A 13,563-nucleotide genomic window follows, 5' to 3' on the forward strand; every position below is an offset into this window, starting at 1 on the left:
AGGGTCCGCCTTCACTGGGGGGCCTGGGTGTGTGTCGGCGGGAAGCGATCACCCCGATGCTCACGCCACACAGTTCTGAGCGCCTCCAGTTCTGTGCGAGGGAAGTGCTCACCCCACCTAATGCGGTAGGCGCTCTCGCCGTGCTCCCACACGACCTGGTCGAAGCATCGGATCACTGCTCGTGCGACGACGTCGACGTCCTGCCGGCTGGACCAGATCTCGGTCCCCCTGTTGTCGTGGTCGCTGCCGCGGGCCAGTTGCAGCAGGCGGATCGACACGTCGGTGCCGTCGCGGTGGAAGATCCAGCGGAAGGCGGTGGGTTCGGCATCGAACTGTGCCCGGCACTCGCTCTGACCGGCAAGCAGACGTGCCACCGCCGTCAAAAGATCTTCAGGAGCGGTGGTGATGTACGAGGCCAGGATTACGGCTTCACCCTGGTCGTCGCTGACCGTGCAATCCGCCCACCCCTGTCCGGACAGGACCCAAGCCAGACGCAGTTGGCCCAACTTCCTTCTCCTCCCCCGGTCGCGGGTTCCCCTTGTCGAGCTTGGAAGGACCTCTCACCCCTTCAAGGGTGAGGGGATCGCAGCCGAGCCGGGCAGCCATACGGTGATCGGCATGCCAGCCGTCCCTCGATCATAGGAGCAGGTCCAGCGCACGCCACCGGGGTTGTCCGGTCGTCGGTCGGCACGGAGGAGCGTGCGCGGGGGCGTTCATGAGCGGGGCGATGTGCGGCCGTACGGTCCGGCCCCGCCCAAGGTCCCGGCTCGTCAGCGACTGCCGCGGGCGCAGCACATGCAGGTGCGCACGTGCCTGTGGGGGCATGCCGCCCGCGGTAGCGGTCAGTGCGTGCGGTCTGCCGGGCGTGGGGGTCTCGGGGAGCAGGCCGCCGTGCTGCCGGGCAGCCGGGAACGGTTGTTCGCCACCCACCGGTACACGAGATGGGCGACCCACCGCACCGGGGGCAGCATGAGCAGCGCTCCCAGCACGGGCCAGGCGCCTCGTGCGCTCAGGAGGAGCTTGGCGACGGTTTGGGAGCCGCCGTATACGGTGCCCGTCGGGGTCACCCACAGGGCTTCGTGCTCGGCGCGTTCCTGGGTGACGCCGAGGGCGTCCAGATCCGCGGACTGCCACGGGGTGGTGGTGCACCGGGGGTGGAGCAGTCGCTCGGCGAGGCCGACCGAGGAGCTGCCGAAACCGCAGTCTGCGTCGTAGACCAGCACAGGCCGGCTCCGCACGGGTTCCTCACCTCTCATGCTGTGCTGCCACATCACCGAAAAGCTGACATGTCGACGCTACCTCGGATACGTCACTGCGGGCCCTCGGACACCTCGGCTGCAGGGTCGCGCAGCTCGATCTCACGCGCCCAGGGAACGTGGTGACGTCGCCGCGCTGTCCGCGACGGAGATGACAGGACCGGTGCGTTCCAGGCGGGTCGGACGGGGCTCGGTGGTCCGCTGCCCCGTGGGACAGCGGACCAGCAGCGGGTTTCGGTCGGCCGGCTGCCTGGGGTGGGCCCCGGCGGGTGGCGGAGGGAGCAGCCGGGTCGGGGGGTCAGGCGCGTACCGGGTCGATCCTCACGCCGCCCGCGGATCCGGCTCCGCCGCGTCTCGGGGGTGAGGCGTCGCCGTCGCCGTCCGCCGAGGACCCGCTTCCTCCGACCAGCATCCGGTAACCGCCGGGCGGCACTCCCTCGCGCCTGCGGAAGGCGCGGCTGAACTCCGAGGAGCGCGGGAAGCCCCAGCGGGCTCCGATCGCATGCACCGGGACCGACAGGAGCGCCGGGTCCGCCAGGTCGCGGCGGCAGCGTGCGAGGCGGCGTTCGAGGATGAAGGTCGACGGCGTCGTGCCCTGGTCCTGGAAGACCAGTTGCAGGTAGCGCAGTGAGATGCCCAGTGCCCGCGCCACCGCGGCCGGGGAGAGCGACGGGTCGGCGAGGTGCCGCTCCACCAGGGCGGCGCACTTGATGAAGAGCACCCTGCGCTGCGAATCCGGCTCCAACCGGGCGTCCGTGTCGGTGAAGTGGCCCAGCACGGCGCCGGCCAGGTCCACCGCGCTCTGGCCCGTGCGGGTCACGTCGTGGGGTGAGAGGGAGGTGTACTCGTCCACCAGGCCGCGGAGCAGGCCGGCGAGGACCTTGCCCAGTCCGGAGGTCACGGGCAGCGGCACCGCCAGCAGGTCCCTCAGCCGGGACCGCGGAAGCCGGACGAGCTGATGGGGAAGGCGCAGTACCAGCGCACCCGAGAGGCTCGACGTGACGGCGGTGCGGGCCGTGAACGGCAGGGAGGAGTCGCACAGCACCATTTCGCCGGGCCTCACCTGGGCCTGCCTGCGCTGCTGCTCGACGCCCTGGCCGCCGTGTGTGACCAGGACCAGTTCGTACACCTCCGGATCGTCGCGCCGGATCAGGCGCCGGCAACGCCCCACCGTCATCGCGCTGTAGGTGGCCTCGGTCAGTTCCCCGCAGCCCAGCGGCATGGAGGTCAGGCGGCCCCGGTGGTCCTCCGGGTCGAGGAAGCGGCAGGTCACCGGAAGTACGGTCCGGCTGACGGCCTCCTGCCATGCGTCCGCCCGTTCAGGGCAGGCAAAGCCTCGAGATCGAACATGGTGCGCACAACGTCCCCCTTGTGGTCCCCCGATGGCGATGCACCCCACGCCTTGCGCTGTCCCGCCATTACATCCGTATGACGCTCGTCAGGGAAACAACGGTTCGCCCTCCGCCAATCACTGTGCGCCGACGGCACATGCGTCACGTCCGTCGCGCCCAGCAAAGTGGCCTCGCTCGCCCATCCGGTCCGCCCGGGGTCACTCACTCGGGCCAAAGATCCGGCGGGGCGGCGACCCATCCGTCACACCACAGGAGACAGACATGAGCCTGAGCCTGCGCAAGAAGCTGGCGTTCGGCGCCGCCACGGCCGCCCTGGCGGCCTCTGCGGGAATGCTCACCGCCGCCCCTGCCTCGGCCGGCCCGAACTGCGCCTCCGGGTACCACTGCATCTTCTACCTGGGCATCAACAACTCCGCGCGCCACTCGTACTACAACTCCGACAGCAACTTCGCGGGTGACACGTTCAACCAGCTCACCTCCCGCGCGGGTGCCGGTCTCAGCGCGAACGACAACACGGTGTCCGCGAGCAACTCCTCCAGCTCCGGTCTGGAGAGCCACTACTACAACGGCACCGGCTACAGCGGCTCGTGTTCTGCGTGAACCCGGGCTCGTACGTGGACTACCTGCCCACCGCCCACCAGAACCAGGCCAGCTCGCTCCAGCTGCGGGGCACCACGACCATCTCCTGCTACTGACGGTCAGCCGCCCGGCGGGAGCGGCGGCGGGCCGACAGGCCGCCGCTGCTCCCGCCGGGCCTGCACCGCAGCACGGCCCCGTTCCATCCGCACGACCGGACCCGCACGTCGTCAGCACGCCCGGAGGACGCCTCATGCCACCGACGAGTTCACCCACCGAACCGTCCGACCAGCAGCCGCCGGGACCGCGTGCGCGTTCACGCCGCAAGGCCGGCGTCTTTCTCCTCGTGCTCGCTCCGGTGGTGCTGGCGGCGACGATCGGCTGGAGCCTCGGTCACGACGAGGACGCCGGGGCGACGCGTCCCGCGGACGCCGCCGAGCTGACCGCGCTGCGGAACTCACTGCCGCTGCAGGCGTTGCTGAACTCCTCCCCCGACGCGGCCCGCAGGGCCCATCGCGCGGAGCAGTCGCTGATCGCCGCCTGCATGACCGATCGGGGCGTCCGGTACGACAAGGCTCCCGACCCGGCGCCGGCCGGTTCGGAGACGGCCGGCACCACCCAGCTGCACTTCGGCATCGAGTCCGTCGGCCCCACCGACGGGGAGGCCGCGGCGGGCTCGCAACGTCCCCCGGCCGAGCGCCGGCGTGACAAGGCCTTCGACCTGGCCCTCTACGGCGACCCGGAGAAACGGATCTCCGCCAGGAACAAGGCCATCCGCGTCACGCGCCCGGCCACCGGCTGCCTCGCCGAGGCCCAGACCCGTCTCCTCGGCGGCAAGGACGCACGCCGACGCGACCTCGACCTCCGCCTCGTCCTCGACCAGGGCGAACGTGACGCGTCGGCGGCGCTGGCCGACGATCCCGGTCTCCGCACCGCCGACGCGGACTGGAGCGCGTGCATGGCCGACCAGGGCGTCAAGGCCGCCACCCCGGCGCGGTTCGCGCAGCGGCTCCCCGAGGGCACCGACCTCGCCACGGATCCGTCGGTCGCCGCCGACCTCGACTGCAAGCGGCGCACCGACTACCTGGAGCGCGCCTACGGCCGTCTGGCCGCGCTCCAGCGGAACTGGCTCGACCGGCATGCGGAGGACGCGGACGCCTGGCGTTCCCTTCGCGTCCGGGAGGCGAAGGAGGCCGACGAGGTGCTGGGGAGCCGCGCGGGGTAGGTCGTCCTGCCCGGGGGCGAGGTCAGCTTCCCGCGGCGGTGGGGGTCGAGGTGCGGGCGAACCACGCCCGCGTCTCGTCGGCGGAGAGGACGGCGGTCAGTTCGGCCGTGCCCGGGAGGGCGGGGAAGAACCGGTCGGCGTTCCAACTGCGCTTGTACGAGGGCTCGTCGAGGACGAGGAGGCGGTTTCCGTCCACCACGGGTATGTCGGTGGGCAGGCCTTCGTTCCAGATCCGCTCGCCGTCGGGGGCGAGGAGCTCGAAGGCCCCGGTCGCAACGGTGTCGGTGACCCCCTGGGCGGGCGCCGGATCCGTGGCCAGGCGGACGCTCGCGGCGGACGGCGCGGTGCCGGGCACGTGGCCGCCGCCGATGAGCACGTGGGCCAGCAGCGTGTGCAGCTGGAAGTTGTCGCCGATGCCACCGATGCGGACCACGAAGCCCTTGCCGGTGGGCCGGTGCAGCACGACCAGCGGCTCGTCGTCCAGGACGGCCAGCGCGTGGTGCAGGCACTTGAGGTCGTGCCGCTGGAGCTCCGCCAGTTCGAGGCAGACGGGGAGCAGCGCGGGCGCGTACCGCCGGCGCACCTCCGCGTCGCGGAGCAGCACGGCCAGGGCGGGCGGCTGCCAGTTCTCGGCGGCGCACCAGGCCAGGGTCAGCCGCAGCGCCTCGTAGTGCTCGTCCTCGTCGTCCTTGCCGTCGCCGTTCCCGCGCACCCTGGCGAGGAGCGCGTCGTCGATGCTTTCCTCGTCGGGCGCCGGGAGTTCGTCGCCTGCTCCCCCGGCAGCGGTCCAGCGCCGGGCGAACTCCAGGGCGTCCGCCAGGTCCCTGCGGACGGCGTCGAGTATCGGCTCCGCGCAGGCGAGTGGTTCGGCGCCGCGTTCCACGCAGAAGCCGGCGGCGTGCGCCAGGTAGGGGCGCGGCCCGACGGGCGGGAACGCGGGCAGCAGCGCGGCCAATCGCGGGCCCGCGGCGATGAGTTCGCTCTGCGCGGCCTGCTGCAGAGCGCCACCCATGACGGCGGCGAACGCCTGCTCGGTGCGGGACCCGTCACGGGCGCCGACGGCCTGCTCGAGCTCGGACACGAGTGCGCCGAGATCGGCGCCCTTCTTCTTCCTGTTGAAGATCACCGGCACACCATAGGGGGGTGGTCGGACATACGGTCCACCACCCCGGTGTCCGGGCCCGGGCCGGGGCGGGCCCGACGGGGGCGTCCGGTGACTCAGGGGCGCCCTGCTGCACCCCGCGCGGTCAGGGTGGGGTGCGCAGCTGGAGGAGGTAGGTGGCGGTCAGGGCCACTGCGGGGTCCTGGTCGTGGGCGAGGGTGGTGAGGGCGCGGGACGCGGTGGGGCCGGGGATGGCGGCCAGGGCCTGGGTGAGGCGGCCGCGGGCGGGGGGTTCGGTGGTGGGGTGGGTGAGGCGGTCGACAAGGGCGCTGGCGATGGGGTCGGTGTGGCGGGGGTCGTCGGCCAGGGTGGTGAGGGCGTCGGCGGCCTCGGTGTCGTTGCGTCCCGCGGTGATCAGGTCGAGGAGGACGGGGACCGCGTCCGCCACGCCGCGTGTGCCGAGGGCCAGGGCCGCGCGGCCGCGGACCGCGGTGTCGGGGTGGGTGAGGGCATCGCGCAGCAGGGTGGTGGCGGTGTCGCCGGGCAGGGCGGCGAGGCACTGGGCGGCTCGTTCCCGCACGGCGGCCGTCGGGGAGGCCAGGCCCTCGGCGAGCAGGGGGGCCGCGCTGTAGCCCGAGCGGGCCAGGGCCCAGCGCAGGGCGCCGGCGACGTGGGGGTCCGTCTCGTGCAGGGCCGCCTCGACCAGGGCCTCGGTCGGGACGGGGGAGCCGGTGCCCGAGGCGAGGGCGGCGCGTTGCCGGGTGTGGGCGCTCTGGGAGCCGAGGGCCTGCAGGAGGGAGACGACCTGGAGGACGTCCTGCCAGTCGGCGGCGTCCGCGGCCTCGATCCGGCGCAGGCGGGTGAGCAGCTCGGTCTCGGCGGCGATGCGGTCGCGGGTGCGGCGGATGAGGTCGCCGACCAGGGCGGTGGGCCGGAAGGCGGGGTCGTCGAGGGCGCGCCCGATGTCGCGGAGGGGCAGGCCGAGGGAACGCAGACTCTCGATGTGGAAGATGCGCCGGATGTCCTCCTCGGAGTACTCGCGGTAGCCGGAGTTCGTGCGGGCCGAGGGCCGGACGAGGCCGAGTGACTCGTAGTGCCGGAGCATGCGGGCACTGACGCCGGATCTTTTGGAGACGTCACCGATCAGCACGGTGCTCATCGTCCGTCATGGGGGCGCCGGTGAGGGCGTTGACGCGCTTGGCCTCCTCGATCGCCGAGGCGAAACCGGTGTCGGGGTCGTGCAGCAGTCGTTGTGCGGCGAGCGCGTGTGCGCGGACGTGGGGGGCGCCGGCGGACGTCGCGGTGTGCAGGACCGGTACGGCCGCGTCGCCCAGGGCGGCCAGGGCCTGGCTGAGGCTCAGTTGGGTGTCGTGTCCGCCGCGGCCGAGTTGGGTGGCCAGCGCGGTGGCCAGGTGGGGCTCCTCCCCCGGGGGCACGAGGACGACGGCGGCGCGCCACGCGCTGGTGGCGACCTCGTCGTCGGGGTCGCACAGCAGGGCGCGGGTGATCGCGGGCCATGCCTGGCGGTCGCCGATCTTGGAGAGGGTGTGCAGGGCCTGGCCGCGGGCCTGCGGGCGCTCGGAGCCGACCTCGCGGAGCAGGGCGGGGAGGGTCAGGTGCGCCGGGTGGCGGGTGAGCGCCCAGGTGAGCATGTCGCGGACGAAGAACTCGGTCTCGACGGCGCACCGCTCGACCATGGCGTCGACGGTGCGGGGGTCGGGGGTCGTGCCGAGCGTCAGGGCGGCCCGGAGCCGGACGGAGGTGCGGTGGTCCGCCAGTGCGCGGAGCGCCCGCGTGGTGTGCGGGTCGTGGTCTGTCGTGGTCATGGGGACCGGCTCCTCGGGGACGGAAAGGGTCGGGGACGGGACAGGGGCGTCGCGGGGCTTCTCGGGACAGTGAAGGGCTTGTCAGCGTGTCAAGGTCAAGCGGTGCGGGGCGAGCCAGGGGCGGGCCGGCGCTGGTGGCGGGGGTTGGTGTGAAAGGTGGGGGGTGTGGGCGCGTGATGCCGCCGGGGGGTGGGGGGCGGAGGGAGACTGGGCCGGTGATCTGGAACTCGCCACGTCGTCGGATCGCCTCGCAGGGGAGGCGCGAGCCTTTGCTGACGCGCTTCGACCGGGCCGCGTGGGTGATTCCCACAAGCGCCCTGGTCGTCATCGTCGTCGTCGGTGAGCTCGGCCCGTCCATCCGCATCGTGAACTGGCTGCTGATGGTGCCCCTGCTGGCGGCGGGGGTCTGCTCACCCACCATCACCCTGATGTTCGGGGTGTTCGTGGTGCTGCTCAACCGCTACATCGACGTCACCCACCCCGATGTGTCCATCCGGACGGAGGACTTCGTCCTGGAGATCACGGCGTCGTTGCTGGCGCTGCTGATCGCGGTGCTCAGGTCGCAGGCCCATGCCTATGTGCGACATCTGCAGAGTTCCGCGGAGGCCACCCGGGAGGTCGTCCTGCGCCCCATTCCGCCCGACTGGGGCGGGGTGGAGTCCGCGGCCCGCTACCGGGCGGCGGACGTCGAGGCCCGGGTCGGCGGCGACTTCTACGACGTGCTGGCCACCCCGTTCGGGGCGCGTGTGGTGCTGGGCGACGTGCAGGGCAAGGGTTTGCCGGCGGTGTCGACGGCCGGTGCGGTCACGGGTGCCTTCCGCGAGGCCGGCTACTACGAGCAGGACCTGGACGTCGTCGCGCAGCGCATGGAGAACGGGTTGCGGCGGCACAACCTGCTGCGGCAGGCCGTCGGCGACGAGGGCGAGCGGTTCGCGACCGCCGTCGTCCTCGCCTTCCCGGACACGGAACCGAACACGGTCGAGGTGGTCAACTTCGGGCATGACGGGCCCTACGTGATCGGCCCGCGCGGTGTGTGGCAGTTGCCGCAGCAGGAGGGCGCCCCGGTCGGCATGGCCGGACTGGTCGGCGGCACCCCCGCCGTCCGCCGGCTGCCGCTGGAGCCGCGGGAGACGGTGCTGCTGGTGACCGACGGCGTGACCGAGGCGCGCAACGGGGCCGGCGAGTTCTTCCCCCTGCGGTCCTGGCTGGAGGGCCTCGCCGCCCGGCGTCCGGAGGGCGTCGCTCCCGCCGACCTCCTCGGTCTGCTGCTCGACGCCCTGAGTGAGCACACCCACGGTCATGTCACCGACGACGTCGCCCTCCTGGCCGTGCGGCAGCGGTCCCTGGCGGATCTCCTGCCCGGTGGCAGTCACGTCGCCTGAGGCCCGGCGGCCGGCCGGTGCGCCGGCGGGTCAGACGTGCCGCATCCACACGTTCGGCTCCTGGTACAGGCCCTGGTCCGCCGACCGGTCGATGTGCAGCGGGGCGAGGCCGTCGGGGATGACGTACGCGCCGGAGGCGGGGAAGGCCATGCCGGTCCAGTCCTCCCAGTCCGCGACCGTGCCGGTCATCGTCTGGGAGACCTCCGCCGGCTGGAGGACGACGGCGCCCAGGCGCTGGTGCGTGCGGATCCACGGGTCCAGGGCCAGGCCGTCCTCCCGGGACCACGTGACGAAGGTTCCGATCGGCGTGAGCGGATAGCGGGCCTTGAGCGTCGGGCGGACCGGGGCGATCACCCGGGTCAGGCCCGCCTCCCCGGCCGCGGTGCGCAGTGCCGTCAGCACCTGTCCGGCGAGGCCCCGGCCCGTGAGGGAGGGGGTGACGATCGCGCCGCAGATCACCAGGGTGTCGGGCTCCTCCCCCGCCTCGTGCCCCTCGACGGCGCGCACCAGGGACTGCGAGTAGCCGCCGGGGAGGTCCTGCGGGCTCCCGTCCCAGCGCACGGGCACGCCCCAGCCGCAGGCGACGGGGACGTCACTCTCGTCCACCAGCATCAGGTCGAAGGCGGGGAAGAACTCCCGGACCCTGCCGATGTACTGCTTCACCAGGTGGTCCGCGGTGATGAACTGCGGGAATCCCTCGCTGAACAGCTCCCGCAGGTGGTCGTCGTGCCAGGAGCGCGCGTCCGCCCGTACGGCCTTCAAGATCATTCGATGTGTTTAGCACATCGTCGGGAGCGGGGCGACGAGTTTCGGTGTCCGGGGCGGTCCTCCTTCCGTCGCCGCGGCCGCGGTCGACCGGTTCTCCCGGAAGGAGCACGGTGATGACCACCGTCCACACACTCGACGTCCCCGGCGCACGCCTGCGCTACGAGGTCCGCGGCAGCGGGCCGCTGCTGCTGGTGATGGGGTCGCCGATGGACGCGGCGGCCTTCGCGCCGCTGGCCGACGCCCTGGCGGACGACCACACGGTGGTCACCCACGATCCGCGGGGCATCTCCGGCAGCACCCTCGACGACCCCGCCCAGGAGTCCACGCCGCAGGTGCGGGCGGACGACGTGGCCGCGCTCCTGGACGCGCTCGGGGCGCCGGACGCGGACGTCTTCGGCAGCAGCGGCGGCGCGGTCACGGGGCTCGCCCTGGCCGAGCGGCATCCCGGGCGGGTGCGCACGCTCGTCGCCCACGAGCCTCCGCTGCTCGAGCTGCATCCGGAGGCCGAGGCGCAGCGGGCGGCGACCGACGACATCGTCGCCACGTTCCACGAGCACGGTGTGGGGGCGGCGTGGACGAAGTTCATGGTCACCGCCGGTTTCGACCTCGGCGGTGAGGACGACGGGGCGCAGGGCCCGCAGCAGCAGCCCTCGGAGCGGGACCTCGCCAACAGTGCCCGTTTCTTCGCGCACGAGCTGCGTCACACCACCCGCTACCTGCCCGACGTGGCCGCGCTGAGGGCCGGCGGGGCCGGCGTGGTGGTCGGTGTCGGCGCCGGCTCCCGGGGACTGAGCACGTACCCCACCTCGCTCGCACTGGCCCGGCTTCTGGACACCGCGCCGGTCGAGTTCCCCGGTGACCACGGGGGCTTCCTCGCCCGGCCCTCGGAGTTCGCCGAGACCTTGCGCAAGGCGCTGGCAGGGCAGGGTCGGCAACCGGGCCGGTAGGCCCGGAGCGCGCCGCGTCCCGCCCGGAAACACTCCGGGCGGGGCGCGGCGCGCGGTCGGCGGCCGGGGGTCAGCCGCAGGCGGCTCCGTCACGGGTGAACGCCGTGGGCGTGCCGTTGGAACCCGTCGAGGTTCCGGTGAGGCCGACGGTGACCGAGCCGCCGGGGGCGACGCGTCCGTTGTAGGAGACGTTGGTGACCGTGACCTGGGCGCCGCTCTGGGTGAAGGCGCCGTTCCAGAGCTGCGTGACGCGCTGGCCGTCGGCGTAGGACCAGCCGAGCTTCCACGCCTGCCAGGCGCTGTCACCGGTGTTCGTCAGCTTGACCTCGGCCTGGAAGCCGCCCTGCCACTGGTTGGTGACGCGGTAGTCGACCGTGCAGGCGCCCTTCGGGTCACCGGGGTCCGGCGGATCCGTGGGGTCCGGGGGATCCGTCGGATCGGTCGGGTCCGTGGGGTCGGTCGGGCCGGTCGGCGAGGGGATGTCCGCGGTGTCGGCGTAGACGATGCCGCGGCCGTTGGTGGAGACGTAGACCCTGCCGTACACGCGCGGGTCGCCGGTGATCGTGGAGCCGGTCCAGCCCCACTGGTGCTTGTCGTCGTTGACGCGTACCCAGTTCGCGCCGGCGTCGGTGGAGCGGAAGACGCCGCGCACGCCGCCGATCTTCGCGCTGGTGTAGAGGGTCTGGTAGGTGGCGCCGGGGGCGGGTTTGCCGAAGCCGACGGTGTCGGCCTCCTGGACGCCTGCCACCTTGGAGAACGTGGCGCCGGAGTCGGTGGAGTGCCACAGCCCGTAGGTCTTGTCCTCGGCGCCTCCGGCCAGCCAGATGTCGCCGCCGCGGCCGGGCACCGCCTTGAAGCGCACGCTCGTCCCGTCGGGCAGGCCGGTGGAGGCGCGTTTGGTGAAGGTGACGCCGCCGTCGGTGCTGACGTAGAAGGCGCCGTCCTTGAAGCCGTAGAACTTCTTGGCGTCGACGCGGTCGGACTCGACGAGGGCGCCGGCCGGGATGCCGGACGACGCCGTCCAGGAGGAGCCGGAGCCGGTGTGCACGCCCGCGCCCTCCGGGCTCCACACGTAGCGTCCGCCGTCCGCCGACACGGCGACCGTGCCGCCGCCCGTCACCCCGGAGGGGTCCGAACCGGCCCACCAGTTGGCGCCGTTGTCGGAGGAGAAGGCGATGTGGGCGCCGCTGTCCACGTTGCCGGCCCGCACCACGGTGTTCGGGTTCGACTCGGCGTAGTCCAGGCTGGTGGTGGAGGTGAAGTTGGGCGACTGGAACATCTTGGCCGGCACCGCGTTCAGGTCGGTGTGCCGGAAGCCGCCGATGTCGCCGAGGCCGCTGATGAGGGTGGCGCCGGAGGGCGGGGCCACCAGATCGAGGACGGCCGTCTCCTCCAGTCCCTTCACCATCGGCTTGATGACGGGCTTTCCGCCCTTGTCCCACTGGGTGAGGTTCTCGGTGCCGAAGATGGTCGCCCCGGTGCCGTACATCATCCGGTCGGAGTCGAACGGGTCGATCTCCAGCGCCTCGGTCATCCAGCCGAGCTTGGGGGTCTCCTCGGGCGGTGTGGGGTTGGCGCCCCAGTTGAGCCAGGGGACGGCGGTGATGTCCATGGTGTAGCGGTTCGAACGGTTCGGGTAGGAGGTGTACTCCCAGGCCCTGGTCCACTTCGCGCCGCTGTCGGTGGTGCGGAAGATCTGCGTGTCCGGCCACCAGGAGCTGTAGCCGGTGACCATCACCGTGCCGGGGTTCTGCCGGTCGACGGTCAGGCCGCTGTAGCCGAAGTAGGTGTCGGCCGCGGGCATCGGGCTGATGTCGGTCCAGGTGCCGTCGCCTGTGTCGTAGCGCCAGACCTGTCCGGTGGAGCCGTCGTAGGGGCCGCCGGTGTCGCTGTAGGCGAGGTACAGGTAGCCGTTCTCGGCGTCCAGGACGCCCTTGTGGGCGAGCAGTCCGGTCGGCTGACCGGCCACGCGGGACCAGGTGGCGCCCGCGTCGGTGGAGCGGTAGACGTTGTTCTCCTTGTCGGCGACCCCGACGTAGATGGTCCGGGTGGCGGCGCCGGCGCTGCCGGTCGACTCGTCGAAGGTGACCCAGGAGATGCCCTGGATGTCGCCGTTGTAGCCGCCGGCGTCGTCCGGGTCGGCGACGTAGGTGCCGGGGTTGGGGAACGAGGTGACCTTCGCCCAGGTGGCGCCGCTGTCGGTGGAGCGCCACAGGCCGTTGCCGCTGGGGGCGCCCAGGTACAGGACGCTGTTGCGGTGGGGGTCGACGGCCAGGCGCTCGCCCATGCCGCGGCCGGGCATGTTGCCGCCCAGCTTGAAGGGCAGGTCCGCCTTGGCCCAGGTCCCGCCCCGGTCCGAGGAGCGCAGGACGGCTCCCTTCCCGGGGTCCCAGTCGTTGGTGTAGGTGCCGACCGCGGCGTACACCTTGTTAGGGTCGACGCTGTCGGAGGCGAGGCCGATCACTCCGGTGTGGCCCCAGTCGTCCCAGCCGACGTGGTCGAGCAGGGGCTTCCAGCTCTTGGTCGACTCCACCCAGCGGTAGGCGCCGCCGATGTCGGTGCGGGCGTAGGCGAGGTCGGGTTCGCTGCGGTTGAAGACGATGCCGGGGACGAAGCCGCCGCCGTCGATGCGGACGTTCTTCCAGTCGACGGAGGCAGCCGCGGCGGCGGCCTCGGTACGCGCGGGGCTGTCCTTCGGTTCGTCGGGCCTGGCCGCGGCGGCGGGTAACAGGGCGGCGCACAGCAGGCCGAAGGCGGTGGCCAGCACGAGGCCGGCTCTCGGCACGCCGCGCCGCGGCCTGGGGGCGGCCGGCGGTGTGGTGGACCGGGTGCGACCGGGCAGCGGTCTGCCTCTGGGGGGAGGGGACTCGTGCACAGCTCTTCCTTCCTCGTCGCCCCGGCCGCGCGGGCAAGGTGCGGCCCGTGGGGCGCCGGGGCAGGGTCGGGGGTGCGGGCGTGGTCGTCGGGTCCGGCTCGCTGGCTCTGCGCACGCGACGGGGTACGCCCGACTGGGGGCGGGGGAACTCCGTGGAGCCTCGGGCCGGTACACGCCCGAGTGGGAGCGCTCCCACTTTCGATCGGTCGCCGACCCGGCGTCAAGACGCGTGCGGAGTCGAAGAAATTCGACAC

General features: G+C 72.7%; 12 protein-coding genes. 4 read left to right on the forward strand and 8 right to left on the reverse strand.

Going from position 1 to position 13,563, the window contains the following annotated elements; translation table 11 throughout:
- Positions 1-11: 11 nt before the first annotated feature.
- From ABT026_RS18180 to ABT026_RS18190, 3 genes are all read right to left on the reverse strand, one after another.
- A complete protein-coding gene (locus ABT026_RS18180; protein ID WP_351115548.1) occupies positions 12-506 on the reverse strand; it encodes a hypothetical protein in 495 nt (164 codons plus the stop codon).
- 336 nt (positions 507-842) lie between these two features.
- Positions 843-1,238 (reverse strand): thiol-disulfide oxidoreductase DCC family protein, encoded by a 396-nt coding sequence (locus ABT026_RS18185; protein ID WP_351115549.1) that lies wholly within the window; start codon positions 1,236-1,238, stop codon positions 843-845.
- Between the two features lie 316 nt (positions 1,239-1,554).
- A complete protein-coding gene (locus ABT026_RS18190) occupies positions 1,555-2,655 on the reverse strand; it encodes an AraC-like ligand-binding domain-containing protein (protein WP_351115551.1) in 1,101 nt (366 codons plus the stop codon).
- A gap of 214 nt (positions 2,656-2,869) precedes the next feature.
- Here ABT026_RS18190 and ABT026_RS18195 point away from each other — a divergent pair, with 214 nt between their 5' ends.
- Both ABT026_RS18195 and ABT026_RS18200 read left to right on the forward strand, forming a co-directional pair.
- The gene (locus tag ABT026_RS18195) at positions 2,870-3,208 is read left to right on the forward strand and encodes a hypothetical protein (RefSeq protein ID WP_351115552.1); all 339 of its coding nucleotides are present in this window, start codon (positions 2,870-2,872) and stop codon (positions 3,206-3,208) included.
- A 229-nt stretch (positions 3,209-3,437) separates the two neighbouring features.
- Positions 3,438-4,409, forward strand: a complete 972-nt coding sequence (locus ABT026_RS18200) for a hypothetical protein (RefSeq protein ID WP_351115554.1) — start codon at positions 3,438-3,440, stop codon at positions 4,407-4,409.
- 22 nt (positions 4,410-4,431) lie between these two features.
- On the opposite strand, the gene ABT026_RS18205 is transcribed toward ABT026_RS18200, so the two are convergent.
- The 3 genes from ABT026_RS18205 to ABT026_RS18215 form a co-directional block, all read right to left on the reverse strand.
- The gene (locus ABT026_RS18205) at positions 4,432-5,535 is read right to left on the reverse strand and encodes a hypothetical protein (protein WP_351115555.1); all 1,104 of its coding nucleotides are present in this window, start codon (positions 5,533-5,535) and stop codon (positions 4,432-4,434) included.
- 121 nt (positions 5,536-5,656) lie between these two features.
- A complete protein-coding gene (locus tag ABT026_RS18210) occupies positions 5,657-6,661 on the reverse strand; it encodes a HEAT repeat domain-containing protein (protein WP_351115582.1) in 1,005 nt (334 codons plus the stop codon).
- A complete protein-coding gene (locus ABT026_RS18215; RefSeq protein WP_351115556.1) occupies positions 6,648-7,337 on the reverse strand; it encodes a HEAT repeat domain-containing protein in 690 nt (229 codons plus the stop codon). Before ABT026_RS18215 ends, ABT026_RS18210 begins: the two co-directional genes overlap by 14 nt.
- Before the next feature lie 215 nt (positions 7,338-7,552).
- On the opposite strand from ABT026_RS18215, the gene ABT026_RS18220 reads away from it, so the two are divergent.
- Positions 7,553-8,719: a PP2C family protein-serine/threonine phosphatase gene (locus tag ABT026_RS18220; protein ID WP_351115557.1), complete on the forward strand. Its 1,167-nt coding sequence runs from the start codon at positions 7,553-7,555 to the stop codon at positions 8,717-8,719.
- A 30-nt stretch (positions 8,720-8,749) separates the two neighbouring features.
- Here the strand turns inward: ABT026_RS18220 and ABT026_RS18225 are convergent, their stop codons facing one another.
- Positions 8,750-9,487, reverse strand: coding sequence for a hypothetical protein (locus ABT026_RS18225; RefSeq protein ID WP_351115558.1), 738 nt, complete (start codon positions 9,485-9,487; stop codon positions 8,750-8,752).
- Positions 9,488-9,600: 113 nt separating this feature from the next.
- On the opposite strand from ABT026_RS18225, the gene ABT026_RS18230 reads away from it, so the two are divergent.
- Entirely contained in the window at positions 9,601-10,434 is an 834-nt protein-coding gene (locus ABT026_RS18230) for an alpha/beta fold hydrolase (RefSeq protein WP_351115559.1), read from the forward strand.
- A gap of 70 nt (positions 10,435-10,504) precedes the next feature.
- Here the strand turns inward: ABT026_RS18230 and ABT026_RS18235 are convergent, their stop codons facing one another.
- Positions 10,505-13,219, reverse strand: a complete 2,715-nt coding sequence (locus ABT026_RS18235; RefSeq protein WP_351115561.1) for a cellulose binding domain-containing protein — start codon at positions 13,217-13,219, stop codon at positions 10,505-10,507.
- Positions 13,220-13,563 lie beyond the last annotated feature (344 nt).

It is taken from the genome of Streptomyces sp. NPDC002734, assembly GCF_040295685.1.
Classification (GTDB): domain Bacteria; phylum Actinomycetota; class Actinomycetes; order Streptomycetales; family Streptomycetaceae; genus Streptomyces.